The sequence below is a fragment of the Cellulomonas sp. HZM genome (genome assembly GCF_000708885.1).
In the GTDB taxonomy this organism is placed as follows: Bacteria; Actinomycetota; Actinomycetes; order Actinomycetales; family Cellulomonadaceae; genus Cellulomonas.
In genome coordinates, this window is sequence record NZ_JEOE01000016.1 from 33,426 (window position 1) to 53,130 (window position 19,705).

Below are 19,705 nucleotides of genomic sequence, written 5' to 3' on the forward strand. Positions count from 1 at the left end.
GTGTCACGCCGTCTCACATCGTGGTTCACGAGATCGCTGTGTGGACACGACCTCGTCGCGTGCGGCCCTCCGCCGAGCTTCGTCAGCCCACGTCCCTCCGCCGGAACACGACGAGCGCGACGAGCGCGAGCACCACCGCGACACCCACCAGCTGCCATCCCGCCTGCGCCATGCCGAGGTGCTTGTCCACCCACGTGCACTGCAGCATCCCCGCGTCGTCGCGCGTGCTGCAGTCCTCCACCGAGTAGTTCGTGCCGCCCCGGACCCACGCGTTGATGCTGAGCGTGAGCGTGTACGGGCGCGCCCAGGAGACCGTGTTGCCGACGATCCCCTCCCACAGCACAGCCCATCCGACCAGCGTGCCGAGCACGGCCGCGGTGTGCCGGAGCAGGAACGCGAGGGCGGCACCCAGGAGCGCGGCCATCGGCGCGAGCGCCAGGAGGCGGAGCGAGGTGTCGAGCAGGCGGTGCCACACGGGCGCGGGCACGTCGTCGGCCAGCCCGTTCGTCCGGAAAGCGAGCACGGTGCCGCCGGCAGCGACGAGCACCGTCAGTGCGGCGACCGGCACGACGCCCAGGAGCGCGGCCACGACCTTCGAGACGTAGACGCGCCCGCGGCGGGGCGCGAACGTCAGCCAGTTGCTGATGGCGCCGGTGGAGAACTCGGCGGCGACGAAGCTCACGGCCATCAGCGCGCTGGCCAGGACGACCGCCAGGCTGATCTCCCTGATGCGCGAGATCCCGTCGTCCCCGAGCGTGGGGGTGTACGGCAGGTACTGCTCGAGCTTCGGCTCCATGCTGCTGCAGCCGTAGTCGGCCTTCGGGTCGGGGTCCTGCGACTGCTGGTCGAGGCAGTCCGCGAGCATCTGGTCGCCGTTGTCCTTCCAGTCCTCCAGCGCCTGCTCGTAGTACGTGCGGGCGTCACGCAGCTCGGCAGCGTTCGGCGGCCGCGTCGAGCTCCAGCCCGTCAGCACCAGCACGACCGCGAGCCCGACCATGCCGGCGGACACGCACCACAGCAGGACCCGCGCGCGGAACCGGCTGAGCTCGACACGCACGAGCCTCATCGCGCGCTCCCCTCGGTCTGCGCGGCGCGGCGACCGTGCGACGGAGCGCCCGGCGGCTGGGGCCTGGTGCCCGGACCGGCACCAGCGGTCAGCTCGAGGAACACCGACTCGAGGTCGGCGCGCACGGGTACGAGCTCGTCGACGAAGATCCCGCGGCCGGCCAGCACCTGCGTGATGCGCCCCGCGTCAGCGGCGCCGTCGACGACGAGGAGCCGCCCGTCCCGGCGCACCGCCCATCCCTGCTCCGCGAGCACGGGGCCGGCCGCGTCCGGGTCGGGCACGCCGACCCGCACCGACAGCGCGGTGCCGCTCCCGATGAGCTCGGAGACCGTCCCGCTCGCGAGCAGCCGCCCGCGCGCGATGATCGAGACCGTGTCGGCGACCTGCTCGACCTCGGTGAGGATGTGGCTCGAGACCAGGACGGTCTTGCCGCGGTCGGCCAGGCCGCGCATCGTCCCGCGGATCTCGCGGATGCCCGCGGGGTCGAGGCCGTTCGTCGGCTCGTCGAAGATCAGCAGGTCGGGGTCCTTCAGGAGCGTCGCGGCGATCGCGAGTCGCTGCTTCATGCCGAGCGAGTAGCCGCGGTACCGGTCCTTGGCGCGGTCCGCGAGACCGACGTCGGAGATGACCACGTCCACGAGTGCGGGGTCGGCGCCGATGGCTCCGGCGAGCAGCGTCAGGTTGCGTCGGCCGGAGAAGTTCGGGAAGAACTTGGGCTGCTCGACGATGGCACCGACGCGGCCGACGACGTCCGGGAGCCGGCGCGGCACCTCCTCGCCGAACAGCCGCATCGAGCCCTCGTCGGCCCGGATCAGGCCGAGCAGCATGCGGATGGTCGTCGTCTTGCCCGACCCGTTGGGGCCGAGGAACCCGTGCACGCCGCCGACCGGCACGTCGAGATCGAGCCCCTCGACGGCCACCGACCGGCTCAGGTTGAGCTTGCGGTACGTCTTGCGCAGCCCGCGGGTGGAGATCGCCAGCTCGGTCACGCATGCCCCCTCGTCGTGCGCGCACCGTCGTCGCGACTGCCCGAACCGTAGCGGTCCGGACGGGTCCCGCGGGGGCGTTTCGCGAGGTCTGCTCGTGGCGGGTCGTCGCGGTCAGGTCGCGGAGGGCTCGAGCGGGTCCATGTCGAACGCGGGCAGGCCGTCGATGCTCGTGCGGTTCTTGAGGCGCCGGTAGTCCGCGCGGCCCTCGACGCCCTTGCGCTCCATGAACGGCGGGAGCAGGTCGCGCTCCCCCGCGTACGTCATGAGCGGGACGCCGTAGCCGCACGAGTCGGAGACCCTGTCGACGTCGACGACGACCACCGCGCGCGTCCCGTGGGACTCGTCGGGCGCGTCCGGGATGCGCGCCAGCAGCTCGTCGAAGCCGTCGTCGTAGAGCGTGACGAACCGGCCCGTCCCGTGCAGGCGGACGATGTTCGGCGGACCCTCGAAGGCGCAGAACATGATCGTGATGCGCCCGTTGTCACGCAGGTGCGCGATGGTCTCCGAACCGCTCGCGGTCAGGTCCGCGTAGGCGACGGTGCGGTCGTCGAGCACGACGAACGAGCCGCGCACGCCCTTCGGGGAGACGTTGACGTGGCCGCCCGGTCCGGTCGGAGCCGTCGCGACGAAGAACATCGGCTGGGCCTCGACGAAGGCGCGCAGCCGGTCGTCGATGCGCTCGTGCACCTTTCCCATGGGCCCACGTTACGGGCGTCGTCGTCCCTGTCGCCCCTATCGGCCCCGTCGGAGATGTCGGCGCTGTCCGCACGCGAGATATAGCTAGCCGGGCTAGCGTTCTGATGTTCCCGCCGGTCTCCCGGCCGGCCGCCGCCGTCCGCCCCCGGAGGTCGTCATGCGCATCACGCTCCGCACCACCCGTGCCGTCACCGCCGCCGCACTCGCCGTGTGCGCGCTGGTCGTCCCCGCGACGGCGAGCACCGCGGCCACGCCGGCCACAGCCCCCTCCGCCTCGACCCAGGGCGGCGGCGTCGTCGGCGTCTCCGGGCTGGACGTCCCGCGGTACCTCGGCACCTGGTACCAGGTCGCCGCCGTCCCCGCCCTCTACGAGCTGCAGTGCGCGCGCGACGTGACGGCCACCTACACGCTCACGAGCGCGACGACGCTCGGCGTGCGCAACGTCTGCCGGACCTGGTTCGGCGGCACGTCGAGCGTCACCGGCGAGGGCAAGGTGCTGAACGCGCCGGACAGCTCCGAGCTCAACGTCGCGTTCCTGAAGGTCGGAGGCCGGTACGTGCACCTCGGCGGCGCCGACTACGTCGTCGTCGGGGTCGGGTCGGCGTACGACTGGGCGGTCGTCGGCGACCCGACGCGCCTGAGCGGGTTCGTGCTGTCGCGCACCCCGTCGCTCGGCGCCGACCAGCTCGCGCAGGTCCGCGCCGCCATCGCGGGCGCCGGCTACGACGCGTGCGACTTCTCCCTGACGCCGCAGACGAGTGGCCAGAAGAGCCGCGGCCCGCTCTGCTGACGGGGGCCCTCGAGCCGGTCGCGTCGGACCCCCTCGCTAGGGTCGCGGCATGATCACCGAGGGAGAGTTCGTCGTCAGTGACTTCACGCCCGTGACGCTCGACGTGGAGTCGCCCCCCACCGCCATGGGTGTCGGCGTCGCGACGATGAAGAAGCGCTACACCGGCGACGTCGAGGGGCGGTCGACGACGATCTTCACGTCGGCGTTCGATCCCGCGCGGGGCGAGGGGACCTACGTCGCGCTGGAGTCGTTCGTCGGCTCGCTCGACGGTCGCGAGGGGTCGTTCAACTTCGCGCACGCCGCCTCGACGGCCGGTGCCGGTCGGTTCGGCGAGTGGTTCACGATCGTCGCCGGCAGCGGGACGGGCGCCCTGGCCGGGATCCTGGGCGGCGGGGAGCTCGTGATCGACGCCGACGGCACGCACCGCATGAGGTTCGAGTACACGCTCGACTGACCCGCACCGACCTCCGGCCGTGCCGTCAGATCAGGACGGCGCCCTTCGAGGCCGACTGCACCAGCTTGGCGTACTTCGCGAGGACGCCGCGCGTGTAGGTCGGGGGCAGCGGCTCCCACCCCGCCTTGCGCGCCTCGAGCTCCGCGTCGCCGACGAGCAGGTCGAGCGTCGCGTTCGCGACGTCGAGGCGGATGCGATCGCCGTCCTGGACGAACGCGATCGGCCCGGCATCCACCGCCTCCGGCGCGACGTGCCCGACGCACAGACCAGTGGTGCCACCCGAGAAGCGTCCGTCGGTGAGCAGCAGCACGTCCTTGCCGAGGCCTGCCCCCTTGATGGCACCCGTGATCGCGAGCATCTCGCGCATCCCCGGTCCGCCCTTGGGTCCCTCGTACCGGATGACGACGACGTCGCCCGCCGTGATCGTGCCGTCCTCGAGCGCGTCCATCGCGGCGCGCTCGCGGTCGAACACGCGCGCGGTCCCCTCGAAGACGTCCGAGTCGAACCCGGCGCTCTTGACGACGGCGCCGTCCGGTGCGAGCGAACCACCGAGGATCGTGATGCCGCCGGTGCGGTGGATGGGGTCGTCGAGCGCCCGCAGGATCTTGCCGTCGGGGTCCGGCGGGTTCACGTCCGCGAGGTTCTCTGCGATGGTCCGTCCCGTCACGGTGAGGCAGTCGCCGTGCAGCAGCCCGGCGTCGAGCAGCGCCTTCATGACCACCGGGACACCACCGATGCGGTCGATGTCGTTCATGACGTAGCGCCCGAACGGCTTGAGGTCGCCGAGGTGCGGGACCCGGGCCGCGACGCGCTTGAAGTCGTCGAGCGCCAGGTCGACCTCGGCCTCGTGCGCGATCGCCAGCAGGTGCAGCACGGCGTTGGTCGAGCCACCGAACGCCATCACCACGGAGATCGCGTTCTCGAACGCCTCCTTGGTCATGATCTGCCGTGCCGTGATCCCGCGGCGCAGCAGCTCGACGACGGCCTCGCCCGATCGGTGTGCGAACGCGTCGCGGCGGCGGTCCGCGCTCGGCGGCGCTGCGGAGCCGGGGATCGACATCCCCATCGCCTCGGCGACCGACGCCATCGTGTTCGCGGTGTACATCCCGCCGCACGCACCCTCGCCGGGGCAGATCGCACGCTCGATGCGACCGAGGTCCTCCTCGCTCATGAGCCCACGCGCGCACGCCCCGACGGCCTCGAACGCGTCGATGATCGTCACGTCCTTCTCGGTGCCGTCCGACAGCTTGACCCAACCCGGTGCGATCGAGCCGGCGTAGAGGAAGACGCTCGCCAGGTCGAGCCGCGCGGCGGCCATGAGCATCCCCGGAAGCGACTTGTCGCAGCCCGCGAGCAGCACCGACCCGTCCAGCCGCTCGGCCTGCATCACGGTCTCGACCGAGTCCGCGATGACGTCGCGGCTCACGAGCGAGAAGTGCATCCCCTCGTGCCCCATCGAGATGCCGTCCGAGACCGAGATGGTGCCGAACTCGAGCGGGTAGCCGCCCGCGGCGTGCACCCCGGCCTTGACCGCGTCCGCGAGGCGGTCCAGCGACAAGTTGCAGGGCGTGATCTCGTTCCACGAGCTCGCGACGCCGATCTGCGGCTTCGCGAAGTCGTCGTCGCCCATCCCGACAGCTCGCAGCATGCCGCGAGACGCGGTCGCCTCCAGACCGTCCGTGACCTGCCGCGAGCGCGGCTTGATGTCGATCTCACCTGCGTCGGTGCTCATGGGGTCACTGTAGGACCGGCCTCGCGGCGCCGCCCCGCGGTGCGCACGTCAGAGTGACAACGCGAGCCGCAGGCCTCGAGACACGTCGGACATCAAAGGCGCCCTGACCGTGCCGACACGCTCCACCAGCTCACGCTTGTCCACCGTGACGAGTGCGGTGACGTTCACGACGCTGTCGCGCGCCAACCCGGTGGCATGGGCGGGGAGCAGGACGTTGCCGGGCATCGCGGCGAGCGCGACGTTCGACGTCATCACGGCGACGACGACCGTCGCGAGGCGGCTCGCGTTGTACGCGTCGTCCTGGACGACCACGACCGGCCTTCGACGTGCGGGCCGACTCCCCTCCGCCTCGCCCAGGTCCAGCCAGAAGACGTCACCACGGACGATCACCAGTCGTTCTCGCCGACACCCTCGCCGACACCCTCGCCGACACCGCCGACCGCGAGCCGTCGGCGCCCCGCCGCGACCGCGAAGTCGTGGCTGTCGTCGCCGACGCCGACGTACTCGACGACGAGGTCGATGCGCTCCTGGACGGAGTCTGCGGCGGTCCGCTCGAGGAGGAGCCGAGCTCCGCGCGTGTAGAACTCGGAACGCGAGATCCCTAGCTCGGCCGCGCGCGACTCGACGAGCGCGAACGTCTCCTCGGGGACCGAGATCGCCGTCTTCATCCGGCGAGTATAACCGGTATGACCGGCACCCGCCCCGGGTTCAGCCGCGGCGGATCAGGCTCACGTCGCGCACTGCGCCGCGGTCGGCCGAGGTCGCCATCGCCGCGTACGCCTGCAGCGCGGGCGAGACGTAGCGGTCACGGTCCTTGGGCTGCCAAGGCCGCTCGGACGCCTCCATCTTCGCCCGTCGGTCTGCCAGGACGGCATCCGGAACGTTGATGCGGATGAGGCGCGTCTCGACGTCGATCTCGATCTCGTCGCCGTCCTCGATGAGCGCGATCGCGCCGCCCGCCGAGGCCTCCGGGGAGACGTGCCCCACCGAGATGCCGCTCGAGCCGCCCGAGAACCGGCCGTCGGTGATGAGCGCGCACACCTTGCCGAGCCCGCGGCCCTTGATGAACGACGTCGGGTAGAGCATCTCCTGCATGCCCGGACCGCCGGACGGCCCCTCGTAGCGCACGACGACCACGTGACCGGGCTTGACCTGCTTCGACAGGATCTTGTCGACCGCGTCCTCCTGCGACTCGCACACGATCGCGGTCCCGACGAAGTGGAAGAGCTCCGGGTCGATGCCGGCCGTCTTGATGATCGCGCCGTCCTGCGCGAGGTTGCCGCGCAGCACCGCGAGGCCCCCCTCGACGGTGTACGCGTGCTCGACGTCGCGGATGCAGCCGTTCGCGGCGTCGGTGTCGAGCGAGTCCCACACGTTGCTCGTCGAGAACGCCTGCGTCGTGCGCACGCCGCCCGGGGCCGCGTGGAACAGGTCGATCGCGCGCTCGGTCGCACGGCCACCGCGGACGTCCCAGTCGTCGAGCCACGCGCGCAGCGTCGGGGTGTGCACGCTCGTCACGTCGTGGTCCAGCAGGCCCCCGCGGTCCAGCTCGCCCAGCAGCGCCGGGATGCCGCCCGCGCGGTGCACGTCCTCCATGTGGAAGTCGGGGTGGTTCGGGGCGACCTTCGACAGGCAGGGCACGCGGCGCGAGATCTCGTCGATGTCGGCGAGCGTGAAGTCGACCTCGGCCTCCTGCGCGGCGGCGAGGACGTGCAGGACGGTGTTGGTCGAGCCGCCCATCGCGACGTCGAGCGCCATCGCGTTGGCGAACGCCGCCTTGGTCGCGATGCCGCGCGGCGCGGCGGTGTCGTCCTCGTCGTCGTAGTAGCGGCGGGCCAGGTCGACGACCGTGCGACCGGCCTCGAGGAACAGCTCGCGGCGCGCTGCGTGGGTCGCGAGCGTCGAGCCGTTGCCCGGGAGCGACAGCCCGAGCGCCTCGGTCAGGCAGTTCATCGAGTTGGCGGTGAACATCCCCGAGCACGAGCCGCACGTGGGGCAGGCGCTCTCCTCGACCTTGGCGAGCGCGTCGTCGGACACGTTGTCGTCGGCCGAGTAGTTGATCGCGTTGATGAGGTTGAGGTGCGTGCTCGCCACACCGTTGGCGACGACGGCCTTGCCGGCCTCCATCGGACCGCCCGAGACGAACACGACCGGGATGTTCAGGCGCAGCGCCGCGTTGAGCATGCCCGGCGTGATCTTGTCGCAGTTCGAGATGCACACGAGCGCGTCGGCGCAGTGCGCGTTGACCATGTACTCGACCGAGTCGGCGATGAGGTCGCGGCTCGGCAGCGAGTAGAGCATTCCGCCGTGGCCCATCGCGATGCCGTCGTCGACCGCGATCGTGTTGAACTCCTTGGCGACGCCGCCGGCCTCACGGATCGCGGACGCGACCAGGTCCCCCATGTCCTTGAGGTGCACGTGCCCGGGCACGAACTGCGTGTACGAGTTGGCGATCGCGACGATCGGCTTGCCGAAGTCCTCCGACCCCATGCCGGTCGCGCGCCACAGCGCGCGGGCGCCGGCCATGTTGCGGCCGTGGGTGGACGTACGCGAGCGCAGGGGACGGCTCATCGCGGTGGTGCTCCTTCGGCGGATCGGGGGGCGCTCGGGGCGCCCGCCCACACTACGTCCGCGTCCCGGCAGGTGGTCGCACGCGTCCGACCTGTGACCCTTGGGCGGGCCTCAGGCCTGCACCGCCGCGTCGCCCTCGGCGCCCTCCCGGATGTGCCGCGTGACCCACGGTGCCACGGCGAACATCCCGAGCGCGAACACGAGAGCGACCGCGCCGATCCAGCCGAAGTACTGGGCGTTCGACGCACCTTCGGTCGCCTGCACCAGCTGCGCGGTGATCGCGTTGCCGGCCGACGTCGCGAGGAACCACAGCGCCATCGCCTGGCCCCGGAACGCCTTCGGCGCGAGCAACGTCGTGGCGGCGAGCCCCACGGGCGACAGGCAGAGCTCCCCGAGCGTCTGGACCAGGTACACGACGACGAGCACCCACCAGGGCGACTTCCCGCCGTCCGCGGCCGCGGCCATGAACGCGAGGAACACGAAGCTCAGCGCCGCGAGCGTGAGCCCGAGCGCGAACTTCACGGACGTCGGCGGACGGTCGTCGAGCCGCATCCACAGCCACGCGAACACCGGCGCCAGCAGGATGATGAAGCCCGGGTTGAGCGACTGGTAGAACACGGGCGAGATCGTCCACGAGCCGAGCGTGCGGTCGGTGTCGTACTTCGCGAAGTCCGCGAGCGTGCTGGCGGCCTGCTCGAAGATCATCCAGAACAGCATCGCCGCGACGAAGAGCGGGACGTAGGCGCGCAGCCGCGAGCGCTCGGGGGCCGTGACCTTGGGGGAACGGAACATCACCCAGAACGTCGCGACGGGCGCGGCGAGCGCGACGTAGGACAGCGCGTCGACGAACGTGTCGAGGGTCAGCTCGCCGCGCACGGCCCACGCGATCGCGAGCGCGACGAGGCAGCCGGCGGCGACGGCGCCGAACAGCCGCGCGACCGGTCCGCGGTCCGCCTCGGTGAGCGGGTTGGGGGGCACGGCGCCGGCCTCGCCGATGTACCGGCGGCCGAGCACGAACGCGACGAGCGCGAGCGCCATGCCGATCGCGGCGACGAGGAAGCCCGCGTGGTAGCCCCAGGCGCCCTGCACGGCCCCGACGACGAACGGCGCGCTGAGCGAGCCGATGTTGATGCCCATGTAGAAGATCGAGAACGCCGAGTCGCGGCGCGGGTCGTCGCGCGAGTAGAGCTCTCCGACCATCGAGGAGACGTTGGGCTTGAGCAGGCCGGTGCCGAGCGCGACCAGCGCGATGCCGGCGAACGAGAAGCCCGCGCCGGGGATCGAGAGCGACACGTGGCCGGCGGCGATGACGACGCCGCCGTACAGCACGGCGCGACGCGCGCCGACGACCCGGTCGGCGAGCCAGCCGCCGAGCACCGACACGAGGTACACCGACGCCCCGTAGGCGGCGACGAGCGCCTGCCCTGACGTGCCGTCGATCCCGAGCCCGCCGTTGGCTGCGGTGTCCGTCAGGTAGTAGAGCAGGATGCCGCGCATCCCGTAGTAGCTGAACCGCTCCCACAGCTCGGTCCCGAACAGCGTGGCGAGCCCCATCGGCTGGCCGAAGAACGCCCGGTCGCGCGGCAGCGGTCCCGCAGGCCCGACCCTCGTCGGCTCCACCGCTGCGTCGCTGCCCGGCTGCGCGTCCCCTGGTCCGCTCATGGGCTCATCGTGGCGGCACCGTCCGCGACGCACCAGCCCTGGCGCTCTCCCCACCTGCACGGACGGGTGCCCGCGGTCCACGCGCGCGGGCCTGCGGCCCCCCGTCGCTCCTCGCGCGCTCGTCGGCGCCGGCACGTACGGTCGGTCGGTGACCAGCGTCCAGTGGTTCCGGCGAGACCTGCGGCTCGCGGACAACCCGTCGCTGGTGGCGGCCGTGCGACGGGCTCGCGACGACGGCGGCGAGGTGGTGCCGCTCTTCGTCGTCGACCCGGCGCTGTGGCGCTCGTCCGGCGCTCCACGGCTCACGCACCTGGCCGCGAGCCTCGCGGCCCTCGACGCGCAGGTGCGCGACGGTGGCGGTCGCGGCCTCGTCGTGCGGCACGGTCGTCCGGAGCAGGCTGTCGCGGAGCTCTCTCGCGAGGTGGGCGCGACGAGCGTGCACGTGAGCGGCGCGACCGAGCCGTACGGGCGCCGCCGCGACGACGCCGTGCGTACCGCGCTCGGAGACGTCGAGCTCGTCGCGACCGGGTGCCCGTACGCGGTCGCACCTGGCCGCCTGCGCACGGGTGCGGGTACGCCGTACCAGGTGTTCACGCCTTTCCGTCGCGCGTGGCTCGACCACGGGTGGGCCGCCCCGGCGCCCCGGCCCCGCGACGTGCCGTGGGGTGGTGCACGCTCGGAGGACCTCCCCCGCGCGCAGGCGCCGGACGTCGCGCTGCCCGCCGCGGGTGAGCACGCGGCACGCGAGCGGTGGCACCGGTTCGTGCGCGAGCAGCTCGACGGCTACGCCGACGAGCGCGACCGCCCCGACCTCGACACCACCTCGGCGATGTCGACGCCGCTGAAGTACGGCGAGCTGCACCCGCGCACACTGCTGGCCGACCTGGCGCAGCATGCCCGCGATCACGGCTCCCCGTCCGTCGCGGTCTACCGCTCCGAGCTGGCGTGGCGCGAGTTCCACGCCGACGTGCTCTGGCACCACCCCGCGTCCGCCACGCGGTCGCTGCGGGCCGTGCTGCCCGACGACTCGTGGGCGACCGGCGCGGAGGCGGACGCGGCTCTCGACGCGTGGGCCGCAGGCCGTACGGGCTACCCGTTCGTCGATGCCGGCATGCGACAGCTGCTCGCGTCGGGGTGGATGCACAACCGGGTGCGGATGGTCGTCGCCTCGTTCCTGGTCAAGGACCTGCACGTGCGGTGGCAGCGCGGTGCGGAGCACTTCATGGCGCGGCTCGTGGACGGCGACGTCTCGCAGAACCAGCTCAACTGGCAGTGGGTGGCAGGGACCGGCCGGGACGCGGCGCCCTACTTCCGGGTGTTCAACCCCGTGACCCAGGGCGAGAGGTTCGACCCCGACGGCGCGTACGTGCGTCGGTGGGTGCCAGAGCTGCGCGGCACACCGGGACGGGCCGTGCACCGCCCGTGGGACCTCGAGCCCCCGCCCGCCGGGTACCCCGCGCCGATCGTCGACCATGCGACGGAGCGGCGCCGGGCCCTCGACGACCTGCGTCGAGGGCCCGGCTGAGCCTCACGAGCCGTAGACGCGCACCTCCCAGATCGACACGCCCCACTGCGTGAGCCGCGTCGGCGCATCGATCCGCAGGTAGCGCCCGGTGCCGGACACGGCGACGGCGTCCGGTGCGGAGCTCGTCTTCGTCACGGTCGCCGCCGTGCGCCACGGTCCCGTCGGCGAGTCGGCCAGCTGGACGCTGAACTGCTTCGCGGCCGCGGTCTCCCAGTCGATCTGCACCTGCGTGAGCGTGCGGCTCTGCCCGAGGTCCACCTGCCACCACTGCCCGTCGGCCGACGCGCTCTCCCACCTGGTCCCGGCGTCACCGTCGACCGCGCGAGCGGCCGTGTTCCCCCCGGTGACGCTGCTCGCCGTGGCCGTGCGGCCCTTGGCGAGCTCGGTCGGTGCGGGAGCGTCGGTCGACTCGCCGAGCGCGCGCAGCGACCAGATGGACACGCCGTACCCGGTCAGCCGCGTCGGGGCGTCGATGCGCAGGTAGCGACCGGTCCCGTCGACCGCGACGTCGTCCGCCGCGGCGCTCGACTTGTCGACCGTGGCGAGCGTGGTCCACGGCCCGGTCGCACTGTTCGAGACGAGCACGGAGAACCGCTTCGCCGCGGCCGTCTCCCAGTCGATCTGGACCCGCTGCAGGTGCCGGCTGCTGCCGAGGTCCACCTGGATCCACTGCGCGTCGGCGAACTGGCTCTCCCACCGGGTGCCGCCGTCACCGTCGACCGCGAGCGCGGCAGCGTTCGCACCGCTGACGCTGCTCGCGGTGGCCGTCCTGCCACGTGCGAGGTCGACGAGCGAGCCCGTGGGCGTCGGGGTCGGCGTCGGGGTGGGATCCGTGGACCCTCCTCCGGCGCCGACGGCGACCGCGCTCGTGCCCCTGAGCCCGTTCCACGTCGCGGAGACCGTGCTCGTGCCGGCCGTCGTCGGCGCGCTGAACGTCCCGCTCGCCGACACGCTCCCGCCGCCGGTCACCGACCACGTCGGGGAGACCGCACCGCCGCGTCCCTGCGCGTCGAACGCGTACGCCGCGAGCGTGCGCGTGCCGCCGGCGGGGACCGCCACGCTGCCGGGCGACACCCGCAGCACGTTCGGCGTCACCGACGACGCCGACGGCACACCGCGCACCGCGAGCTCCCAGAACGAGAACCCGTACCCGGTCAGCCGTGTGTGCAGCGCGAGGCGCAGGTAGCGGCCCGAACCCGTGAGCGCCAGGTCGTCGGCCGACGCGTCGGTCTTGGTGACCGAGCGGATCGTCGTCCACGGCCCGTTCGCGGACGACGACACCTGGACGTCGTACGTCTTGGCCGCGGCCGCCTCCCACGTGATCTTCGCGCCCGTGAGCTCGTAGCTCGCGCCGAGGTCGAGCTGGTACCACTGCTCGTCCGCGAACGGGCTCTCCCACCGCGTCGTCGCGGAGCCGTCGACGCCGAGCGACGCCGTGCCGCCGCTCGCCGTGGCGGTCGCGCCGCCGGCGAGCTGCTGCTCGGTCGCGACGGCCACCACGGCCGACCCCTGCACGGACCCGACGCTCGCGGTCACGGCCGCCGACCCCACCGCGGACGCGGTGAGCTTCCCCGCGGCCACGGTCCCGACCCCTGGCGCGCTCCACGTGACGCCCGACAGCGGGTACGGGTCGCCGTACTGGTCGACGCCAGCCGCGGAGAACGTCGCGGTCCCACCGACCGTGGTCCGTGCGAAGCCGGGACTCACGTCGATCCCGGTGAGCACGGGGGCGGGGGCGACGCGGATCGTCGTGGTGGCCTTGACGCTGCCCGACGTCGCCGTCACGGTCACCTTCTCGGTGCTCGTCGTCGCGGAGAAGACACCCGCCGACGAGATCGTGCCGCCGCCGCTCACGGACCACGTGAGCCCCGGGGTGGCGGTCGTCGCCCCGTTCTGGTCGATCCCGCGGGCCGAGAACGTGACCGACGACCCCGGTGCGACGGTCCGCACGGCGGGCGACGCCGACAGCTCGATCGTCGTGAGCGTCGAGCCCAGGCCGGTCGAGCGCACGAGCGTGCGGGCCGGCACCGCGATCGAGCCGATCTGCGTGCTGCCGTCGAGCACCGCGTACGTCTGCTGCGCGCCCGTCGGGTTGTAGACGACGTAGGTGTACGTCGAGCCGTTCTTGTAGACCTGGCTCGTCGGGGCCGCGACGTGCCTGCTCACCACCTCCTGGCCGAGCGAGATGTTGGCGAGGCCGTTGTAGTACACCGCGCCCGCCATCGACACGCCGCGCGCCACCGGGTCGGCCCGGCGGTCGAGCTCGGCGATCACGTCCGCGTACTGCGCCGGGTCGGCCTGCGCGAGGTACCCGAGCACGACGTTGCCGAGCGCGTCGCCCATGAGCGAGTAGACGTCGGCGGCGTGCGCGGTGTCGCGGCCCGCGACGTAGTCGCGCACGTCGTAGGCGTACTTCTGCCGCGCCGTCGCGAGGTCCTCGCCCGTGTCCTTGGCGAGCACGGCCGGGCGCTCGTCGAACATCTTCGCGAGCAGCTCGCGCGCGGCGGTGCGGTCCCATCCGAAGTAGCCGAACCACGGGCCGGTGGGCATCCACTGGATGCCGTAGATCCACGCGGGGTCGCCGCTGAAGTACGTCGCGAACGCCTGACCGGAGTCGAACAGGATGCCGGTCGTGCCGTGCTGGTAGGCGGCGGGCCGGTTGGTCGTCCCCGCGTTTCCGGTGGTCAGCGACGGGCCGGGGGTGTCCAGCCAGTACTCCTGCACCGCGGCCCGTTCGGTCACGTAGCCCATCGCACCCGTGGCCTGCATCTTGTCGTCGCCGAGCGCCGAGCCCAGCAGGAACACGCCGACCCAGGACTGGATCGCCTCGGAGCTGGACTCCTGGTTGTTGCCGCCGGGCGAGCTCGTGCCGCCCGCGTAGGAGTGCCCCTCCCAGGTGTCGAACGTGCGCAGGTAGGGGAAGTCCGTGCTCGTGCGGTCGCCGTTCGCGTACTGCTTCGCCACCAGCGTCGCCATCGGGCCGTACTGCTGCCCCCACGTCGGGTCGTCCATCGCGAGCAGCGCGGCCGCCAGCGTGAAGTACCCGTAGTGGAAGTGGTTGTCCGTGAACTGGAACGAGCCGTAGGAGTCGGAGAAGCCGACGAGCGCCTTCCACGTCGGGTACCGCGCGAAGAAGTGCTCGGTCTCCCCCGGTGTGTACGTGAACCAGTCGCCGAGCGCGGTCGTGAGGGTCTTCTTGAGCGCGGTGTAGGCGCCCGTGTCACCGACCTGCTTGGCCATCGTCATGTACTCGGCGAGCTGCAGGACGTCCTTGCCGCCCCAGTACGTGTCGCCGCCGTAGCCGGTCTTGCCGGCGTAGTCCTCGACGTACTTCCGCACGCGGGCCGCCGCGTCTCCCGTCGGCGCGGGGGCGACGGGCAGGATCCCGGTGAACGGGTAGCGCAGCACCCAGCCGCCCGTGCCGACGGTCATCTTGAGCCGTCCGTGCGGTGCGTCGTAGCCGTATCCGGTGAACGCGAGCGTGTTCTTCGCCTGCACGTAGTGGTGCGGCAGCCAGCCCTGGATCGTCGCGTGGTCCGTGCCCTCGAGCACGTCGGTGCGCACGTCCCACGTCTCGCGCACCTCACCCGCGGTGGGGTCGTAGGCGTAGGTCATCGTGGTGTCACGCGGGACCGCGAACGCGTGGGCCTGCAGGTCCGCCAGGCTCGCGCCCGTGGCGGGGATCGCGCTGACGACGAGGTAGCCCTTCGCCGACGTCACCGTGAGGACGTCGCCCGCACGCTCGACCGACGCGTCCGCGGGCAGGTGCAGGCCGAACGAGCGACCGTTCTGCGTGACCTGGAGCGCCGCGACCTTCGCGGGGAACGTGACGGCCTTGCCGTCGAGGCCGGTCACCGTCGCGTCCTTGCCGAGCCGCACCTGGGGTGTGACGCCCTTCGTCTCGAACCACACGTACGGCGTCCCCCGTGCGGCGGTGACGTCCATGCGCTGGCCCGACGACGACGTCATCCGCCAGCTGACGTCCCAGTCGCCCCAGCTCAGCGCCTTGGCGTCGAGCGCCTGGAACGTCGAGGAGAACCGGGTGTCGATGCCACTCACGTCGTCGGTCCGGACGAACTGGTCCGCGAGCACGTGACCCCAGCCGCCCGTGCTCGAGTCGAAGATCTCGACCTTGGCGGAGCGGCCCTTCAGGTCGCTCAGGTCCCACGTCACCCAGGACAGCTGCTCGGAGCTCTTGCCCGTCGCGGTCCGGACCGCCTGGCCGTCGACGAGCAGGCGGACGCCGACCCCGGTGGACCCGCCGCCGACCTGGAACGCGAGGTAGCGGCGCTCGACCGTGAACGCGGGTGACGTGAGCGTGCCCGTCGCGCCGTCGCCGCCGACGAAGCTGTTCGCCAACCCCTTCCCGGTGAACCCGCTGACCGTGCTCTGGCCGGCGTTGGTGCCGGTGCTGACCCCCGTGAACGCGTTCCCGGTCGCCGTCCAGCCCGTGGGCAGCGCGGCCTCGAAGTCCGCCATCACGACGTCGCCGGGCAGCGGCGCGGGCTGCCCGACCCCGCCGACCTCGATCTCGTCGGACAGGACCCTCGCCGTGCCGTCCGCGTTCCACTGGGTCGGGTAGAACACCTTGGTCCCCGACGCCGAGTTCGACAGGACGAGCGGGTCCGCCCACAACGAGCCCGAGTACCTGCTGACGACGAGGTCGGTCCACCACTGGTTGGTCGGCACGGGCTTGCCGGCGACCGAGCCGTCGATGAACAGCGGCTTGTCGACCCAGCCCGAGACGTCGTGGTCGGTCGAGTCGAGCGCCGCGGGCGGCGCCGACGCGTAGGAGCCGGACCCGACCGCCACGACCGACGGGTTCGGGACCGGTGCCGCGGAGGCGGGCGCGACGAGCGCTCCGGCGCCGAGGCCGGCCGCGACGACGAGGGCCGCGGCGGAGACGACCGCGGGAGGGCGGAGGCGAGCGGGGACACGCATGCAGGTGGACCTCTTCCGTGACGCGCGAGCCTCGTTGCTCGCGTCAGGTGCGCTCCGGGAGGGCCGTTCCCGAGGGAGCGCTCCCTGAGCGTAGCGAAAGGGTCATTCAGGTCACAACGCGCGATTTCCTGGGGAGCGCTCCCCGCCCAGATGTGGTGGAAGTGTGACGAAGTGGGGACGAACGTCCCGGGAACTCGTCGCGACGCAGCGGAACGCTGGAGGCACGACGTCGACCTCGACGCCATTCGGATCCATCGAGAGAGCACGACCATGACCGCCCTTCGTACTCCGGACACCGCGTCGGCGACCTATGTCACCGAGACCGACGTCGTCACCTCCAGCAAGGCGCGCGTGACCCTCGCGATCGCCCGCCTCGCGACCGGCTTCATCTTCCTGTGGGCCTTCCTCGACAAGACGTTCGGCCTGCACTACAGCACCGGCGCCCCGGTGGCCGAGGGCAAGCCCTCGCTGTCGTGGATCGACGGCGGCCAGCCCAGCCAGGGCTTCCTGAAGTTCGGCACCACGGGTCCGCTCAAGGACTTCTTCGCGAACATCGCGAGCCCGCTCACCGACTGGCTGTTCATGCTCGGCATGCTCGGCGTCGGCGCCGCGGTCATGCTCGGCATCGGCCTGCGCGTCTCGGCGTGGTGCGGCTCGATCATCATGGCGATGATGTGGCTCGCCGAGTGGCCGCTCGCTCAGGGGTCGACCAACCCGCTGATCGACTACCACGTCATCTACGCGCTGGTGCTCGTCGTCGTCGCCCTCACGTTCGCGGGCGACACGTGGGGCCTGGGCCGCTGGTGGGCGAACCTGCCGATCGTGCGCAAGAACCCCTGGCTCCGCTGACACGCCGTGCACGACGAAGGTCCCCGGGTCTCGACCCGGGGACCTTCGTCGTCGCGTCAGCCGATCTGACCGGCCCGGAACTCGTCCTCGAGCATCGACATGACGATCGCGTCGCAGAACCCGTCGCCGTCGCGGTACGCGTCCCGCCGACGACCCTCGTGCCGGAACCCGATGTTCTCGTACAGCGACTGCGCACGGGCGTTGATGCTCAGGACGTCGAGCTCGACGCGGTGCAGCCCCAGCCCGTCGAACGCGAACCCGAGCACCAGCTGGATCGCCTCGGTGCCGTACCCGCGGCCGCGGTACGCGGGCCCCATCGCGAGCCGCAGGTTCGCCGAGCGCACGACGTCGTCGATCTCGTTGAGCACGATCTCGCCGCGGTACTCGTCGGTCCCGCCGGCGGTCACCGCGAAGTCGTAGCGTCCCTGAGCGTCGCCCCGGCTCGCGCACCACGCCTCGATCTCCTCGAGCGTGAACACCTGCGTCGTCCCCGTGAGGCGGTTGCCCTCCTCGTCGCCCAGGGCGGCCCACATCGCGGGTGCGTCGTCGGCCCGGATCGGTCGCAGGGTGATCATCTCGCCCTGCAACGTCGGCTTGTCCATCGACGTCTCCTCTCGTCCACAGGGACGATACGGCGCGCATGTGGCAGCGACGTTACCGCGGTGCGACCGCGCGCTCAGGGAGCCGCGACCAGCGGCTCGCGTGCGTCGTGCTCGGCCTCCTCGATCGCCAGGTGGGTCACGGCGCCGGTGCCGCGGAAGTGCCCGGCGGTCGCCAGGACGAGGCCGACGACGGCCCAGGCCGCCAGCGCGAGCCACAGCTGCGACGCGTCGGCACGGGGGAAGTAGGAGTGGTCGCGCAGGAGCGCCGCAGCTGCCCCCGGCGGCATCCACTGGCCGATGGCCCCCCAGGGCGCGGGCAGCATCTGCCAGGGCGCGGCCGCCGACGCGAGCGGGTTGGCGAAGAGCAGGAACAGTACGGGGCCGATCGCGATGCCGGCTCGCCCGACGAGCGACACGAACCCGACGATCACGCCGCCGATCGCGGCGAGCGTGAGGGCGACGATCGCCGCGTTGACGAGGTAGGCGCCCTGGAGGGCGTCGAGCATCCCCTGCACGACCCCCGCGACCGTGAGCCCGCCGACGACCGCGTAGACGCCGACGGCGGCGACCCTGCGCCACACCCCGACGACGAGGAGCGACACGGAGATGCCGCCGATCATGCCGCCGAGCACGAGCGGCAGCGTCACGACGCCGAGCACCGTGCCGCGCGGGTCGCCGCTCCCGAGCGGGACGACGTCGGTGACGGACACCTGCGCGTCGACGCCGTTCGCCTGGAGCTGCTGGGTCAGCACGGGTGCGAGCGAGCCGAGCTGCTGCGCCACGACCGCGCTGCCCGCGCTCGTCGTGAGGATCTCGGGCTGCGCGCCGAGGACGACCGCACCGTAGACGTCACGCGTCTCGATGAGGTCGACGGCGCCGGCGCGGTCCGCGGCGGGGACGACGTCGAACACGCCCGGGGCCCGCTCGTCAAGCGCTCCGGTGAGCTGTGCGACCGCGGCGGGCGGCCCGGCGACCGCGACCGGGAGGTCCTTGGCCTTCGAGACCGCGCTCGGCCACAGGAACGCGAGCGCGAGGACGGCGGCAGCCGCCGCGAGCGCGGTGCCGAGCGCGGCCAGCCGACGCCACGAGGTCTGGACGTTCATGGGGACTCCTCAAACAGAAGGATTGTTCGTTTTTCAGGTTCCACCCCGTCCGGCGGCTTGTCAAGAACGTTCGTTCGTTTTTATGGTGGGACGTGCCCAAGGTCACCGACGAGTACCGCGCCGCCCGACGCGACGAGATCGCCGACGCCGCGCTGCGCGCCTTCCGGCGCACGGGCTTCCAGGCGACCTCGATGGCCGACATCATCAGCGAGTCCGGCCTGTCCGCGGGAGCCATCTACGGGCACTTCGCGAGCAAGAACGCGCTGGTCATGGCCGTCGCCGAACGGATCGTCGGCTCCCGCGTGGCCGACGTCGAACGGCTCGCCGCACTCGACCCCATGCCCCCGCCCCCGCGGGTCCCGCGCATGCTCGTCGAGGGGATGGTGCGCGACCTCGGGTCGACCGGCGTCATGCTGCAGCTGTGGGGCGAGGGCGTCACCGACCCCGAGCTGCGCACCCTGGCGGCGTCGGTGCTCGCCGAGCTGCGGCGCACGCTCGGCCGCTACGTGGCCCTGTGGCACGAGCGTGCGCACGGCGCCACCGCGTCCGGGGCGCACGAGATCGGCGTCGCTCAGGCCCCGCTGCTCGTCTCGGCCGTGCAGGGGTACGTCATCCAGGCGACCCTCGTCGAGGACTTCGACGGCGACGCGTACCTCGACGCGCTCGAGCGGTACTTCCCGGCATGACGACGCCCGGCGACCCGTCCGGGTCGCCGGGCGTCGGAC

Annotated in this window: 16 protein-coding genes; 5 read left to right on the top strand and 11 right to left on the bottom strand. The window is 72.2% G+C overall.

Annotated elements, in window-relative coordinates:
- Window positions 1-82: 82 nt before the first annotated feature.
- The 3 genes from AW16_RS0110280 to AW16_RS0110290 form a co-directional block, all read right to left on the bottom strand.
- Window positions 83-1,066 (bottom strand): ABC transporter permease subunit, encoded by a 984-nt coding sequence (locus AW16_RS0110280; protein WP_029290126.1) that lies wholly within the window; start codon window positions 1,064-1,066, stop codon window positions 83-85.
- Window positions 1,063-2,055, bottom strand: a complete 993-nt coding sequence (locus AW16_RS0110285; RefSeq protein ID WP_029290128.1) for an ABC transporter ATP-binding protein — start codon at window positions 2,053-2,055, stop codon at window positions 1,063-1,065. The genes AW16_RS0110280 and AW16_RS0110285 overlap by 4 nt, the downstream gene beginning before the upstream one ends.
- A 111-nt stretch (window positions 2,056-2,166) precedes the next feature.
- Window positions 2,167-2,751 (bottom strand): pyridoxamine 5'-phosphate oxidase family protein, encoded by a 585-nt coding sequence (locus tag AW16_RS0110290; protein WP_029290130.1) that lies wholly within the window; start codon window positions 2,749-2,751, stop codon window positions 2,167-2,169.
- A gap of 157 nt (window positions 2,752-2,908) precedes the next feature.
- On the opposite strand from AW16_RS0110290, the gene AW16_RS0110295 reads away from it, so the two are divergent.
- Entirely contained in the window at window positions 2,909-3,541 is a 633-nt protein-coding gene (locus AW16_RS0110295; RefSeq protein ID WP_029290132.1) for a lipocalin family protein, read from the top strand.
- Between the two features lie 49 nt (window positions 3,542-3,590).
- Window positions 3,591-3,995, top strand: a complete 405-nt coding sequence (locus tag AW16_RS0110300) for a DUF3224 domain-containing protein (protein ID WP_029290133.1) — start codon at window positions 3,591-3,593, stop codon at window positions 3,993-3,995.
- 25 nt (window positions 3,996-4,020) lie between these two features.
- Here AW16_RS0110300 and ilvD (AW16_RS0110305) read toward each other — a convergent pair whose 3' ends face one another.
- The 5 genes from ilvD (AW16_RS0110305) to AW16_RS0110325 all read right to left on the bottom strand — a co-directional run bounded on the left by ilvD (AW16_RS0110305) (window position 4,021) and on the right by AW16_RS0110325 (window position 9,960).
- Window positions 4,021-5,727: a dihydroxy-acid dehydratase gene (gene ilvD, locus AW16_RS0110305; protein WP_029290135.1), complete on the bottom strand. Its 1,707-nt coding sequence runs from the start codon at window positions 5,725-5,727 to the stop codon at window positions 4,021-4,023.
- A gap of 48 nt (window positions 5,728-5,775) precedes the next feature.
- Complete coding sequence (locus tag AW16_RS0110310; RefSeq protein ID WP_304412827.1) at window positions 5,776-6,117, bottom strand: type II toxin-antitoxin system PemK/MazF family toxin; 342 nt, start codon at window positions 6,115-6,117, stop codon at window positions 5,776-5,778.
- Window positions 6,114-6,395, bottom strand: coding sequence for a hypothetical protein (locus AW16_RS0110315; protein ID WP_051681854.1), 282 nt, complete (start codon window positions 6,393-6,395; stop codon window positions 6,114-6,116). The genes AW16_RS0110310 and AW16_RS0110315 overlap by 4 nt, the downstream gene beginning before the upstream one ends.
- A gap of 40 nt (window positions 6,396-6,435) precedes the next feature.
- The gene (gene ilvD, locus AW16_RS0110320) at window positions 6,436-8,298 is read right to left on the bottom strand and encodes a dihydroxy-acid dehydratase (protein WP_029290140.1); all 1,863 of its coding nucleotides are present in this window, start codon (window positions 8,296-8,298) and stop codon (window positions 6,436-6,438) included.
- Between the two features lie 111 nt (window positions 8,299-8,409).
- Window positions 8,410-9,960: a peptide MFS transporter gene (locus AW16_RS0110325; protein ID WP_081861589.1), complete on the bottom strand. Its 1,551-nt coding sequence runs from the start codon at window positions 9,958-9,960 to the stop codon at window positions 8,410-8,412.
- Between the two features lie 148 nt (window positions 9,961-10,108).
- Between AW16_RS0110325 and AW16_RS0110330 the strand changes: the two genes are divergently transcribed.
- Complete coding sequence (locus AW16_RS0110330) at window positions 10,109-11,485, top strand: deoxyribodipyrimidine photo-lyase (protein WP_029290142.1); 1,377 nt, start codon at window positions 10,109-10,111, stop codon at window positions 11,483-11,485.
- Between the two features lie 3 nt (window positions 11,486-11,488).
- On the opposite strand, the gene AW16_RS17115 is transcribed toward AW16_RS0110330, so the two are convergent.
- Window positions 11,489-16,426 carry a discoidin domain-containing protein gene (locus AW16_RS17115; RefSeq protein ID WP_034648742.1) on the bottom strand — a complete coding sequence of 1,646 codons (4,938 nt, stop codon included), beginning with the start codon at window positions 16,424-16,426 and terminating at the stop codon, window positions 11,489-11,491.
- A 270-nt stretch (window positions 16,427-16,696) separates the two neighbouring features.
- On the opposite strand from AW16_RS17115, the gene AW16_RS0110340 reads away from it, so the two are divergent.
- The gene (locus AW16_RS0110340) at window positions 16,697-17,275 is read left to right on the top strand and encodes a hypothetical protein (protein ID WP_029290143.1); all 579 of its coding nucleotides are present in this window, start codon (window positions 16,697-16,699) and stop codon (window positions 17,273-17,275) included.
- Window positions 17,276-17,331: 56 nt separating this feature from the next.
- Here the strand turns inward: AW16_RS0110340 and AW16_RS0110345 are convergent, their stop codons facing one another.
- Both AW16_RS0110345 and AW16_RS0110350 read right to left on the bottom strand, forming a co-directional pair.
- A complete protein-coding gene (locus tag AW16_RS0110345) occupies window positions 17,332-17,877 on the bottom strand; it encodes a GNAT family N-acetyltransferase (protein WP_029290144.1) in 546 nt (181 codons plus the stop codon).
- 74 nt (window positions 17,878-17,951) lie between these two features.
- Window positions 17,952-18,980 carry a hypothetical protein gene (locus AW16_RS0110350; RefSeq protein WP_029290145.1) on the bottom strand — a complete coding sequence of 343 codons (1,029 nt, stop codon included), beginning with the start codon at window positions 18,978-18,980 and terminating at the stop codon, window positions 17,952-17,954.
- Between the two features lie 92 nt (window positions 18,981-19,072).
- Between AW16_RS0110350 and AW16_RS0110355 the strand changes: the two genes are divergently transcribed.
- On the top strand, window positions 19,073-19,666 hold the full coding sequence (locus AW16_RS0110355) for a TetR/AcrR family transcriptional regulator (protein ID WP_029290146.1): 594 nt from the start codon (window positions 19,073-19,075) through the stop codon (window positions 19,664-19,666).
- The last annotated feature ends 39 nt before the right edge of the window (window positions 19,667-19,705 follow it).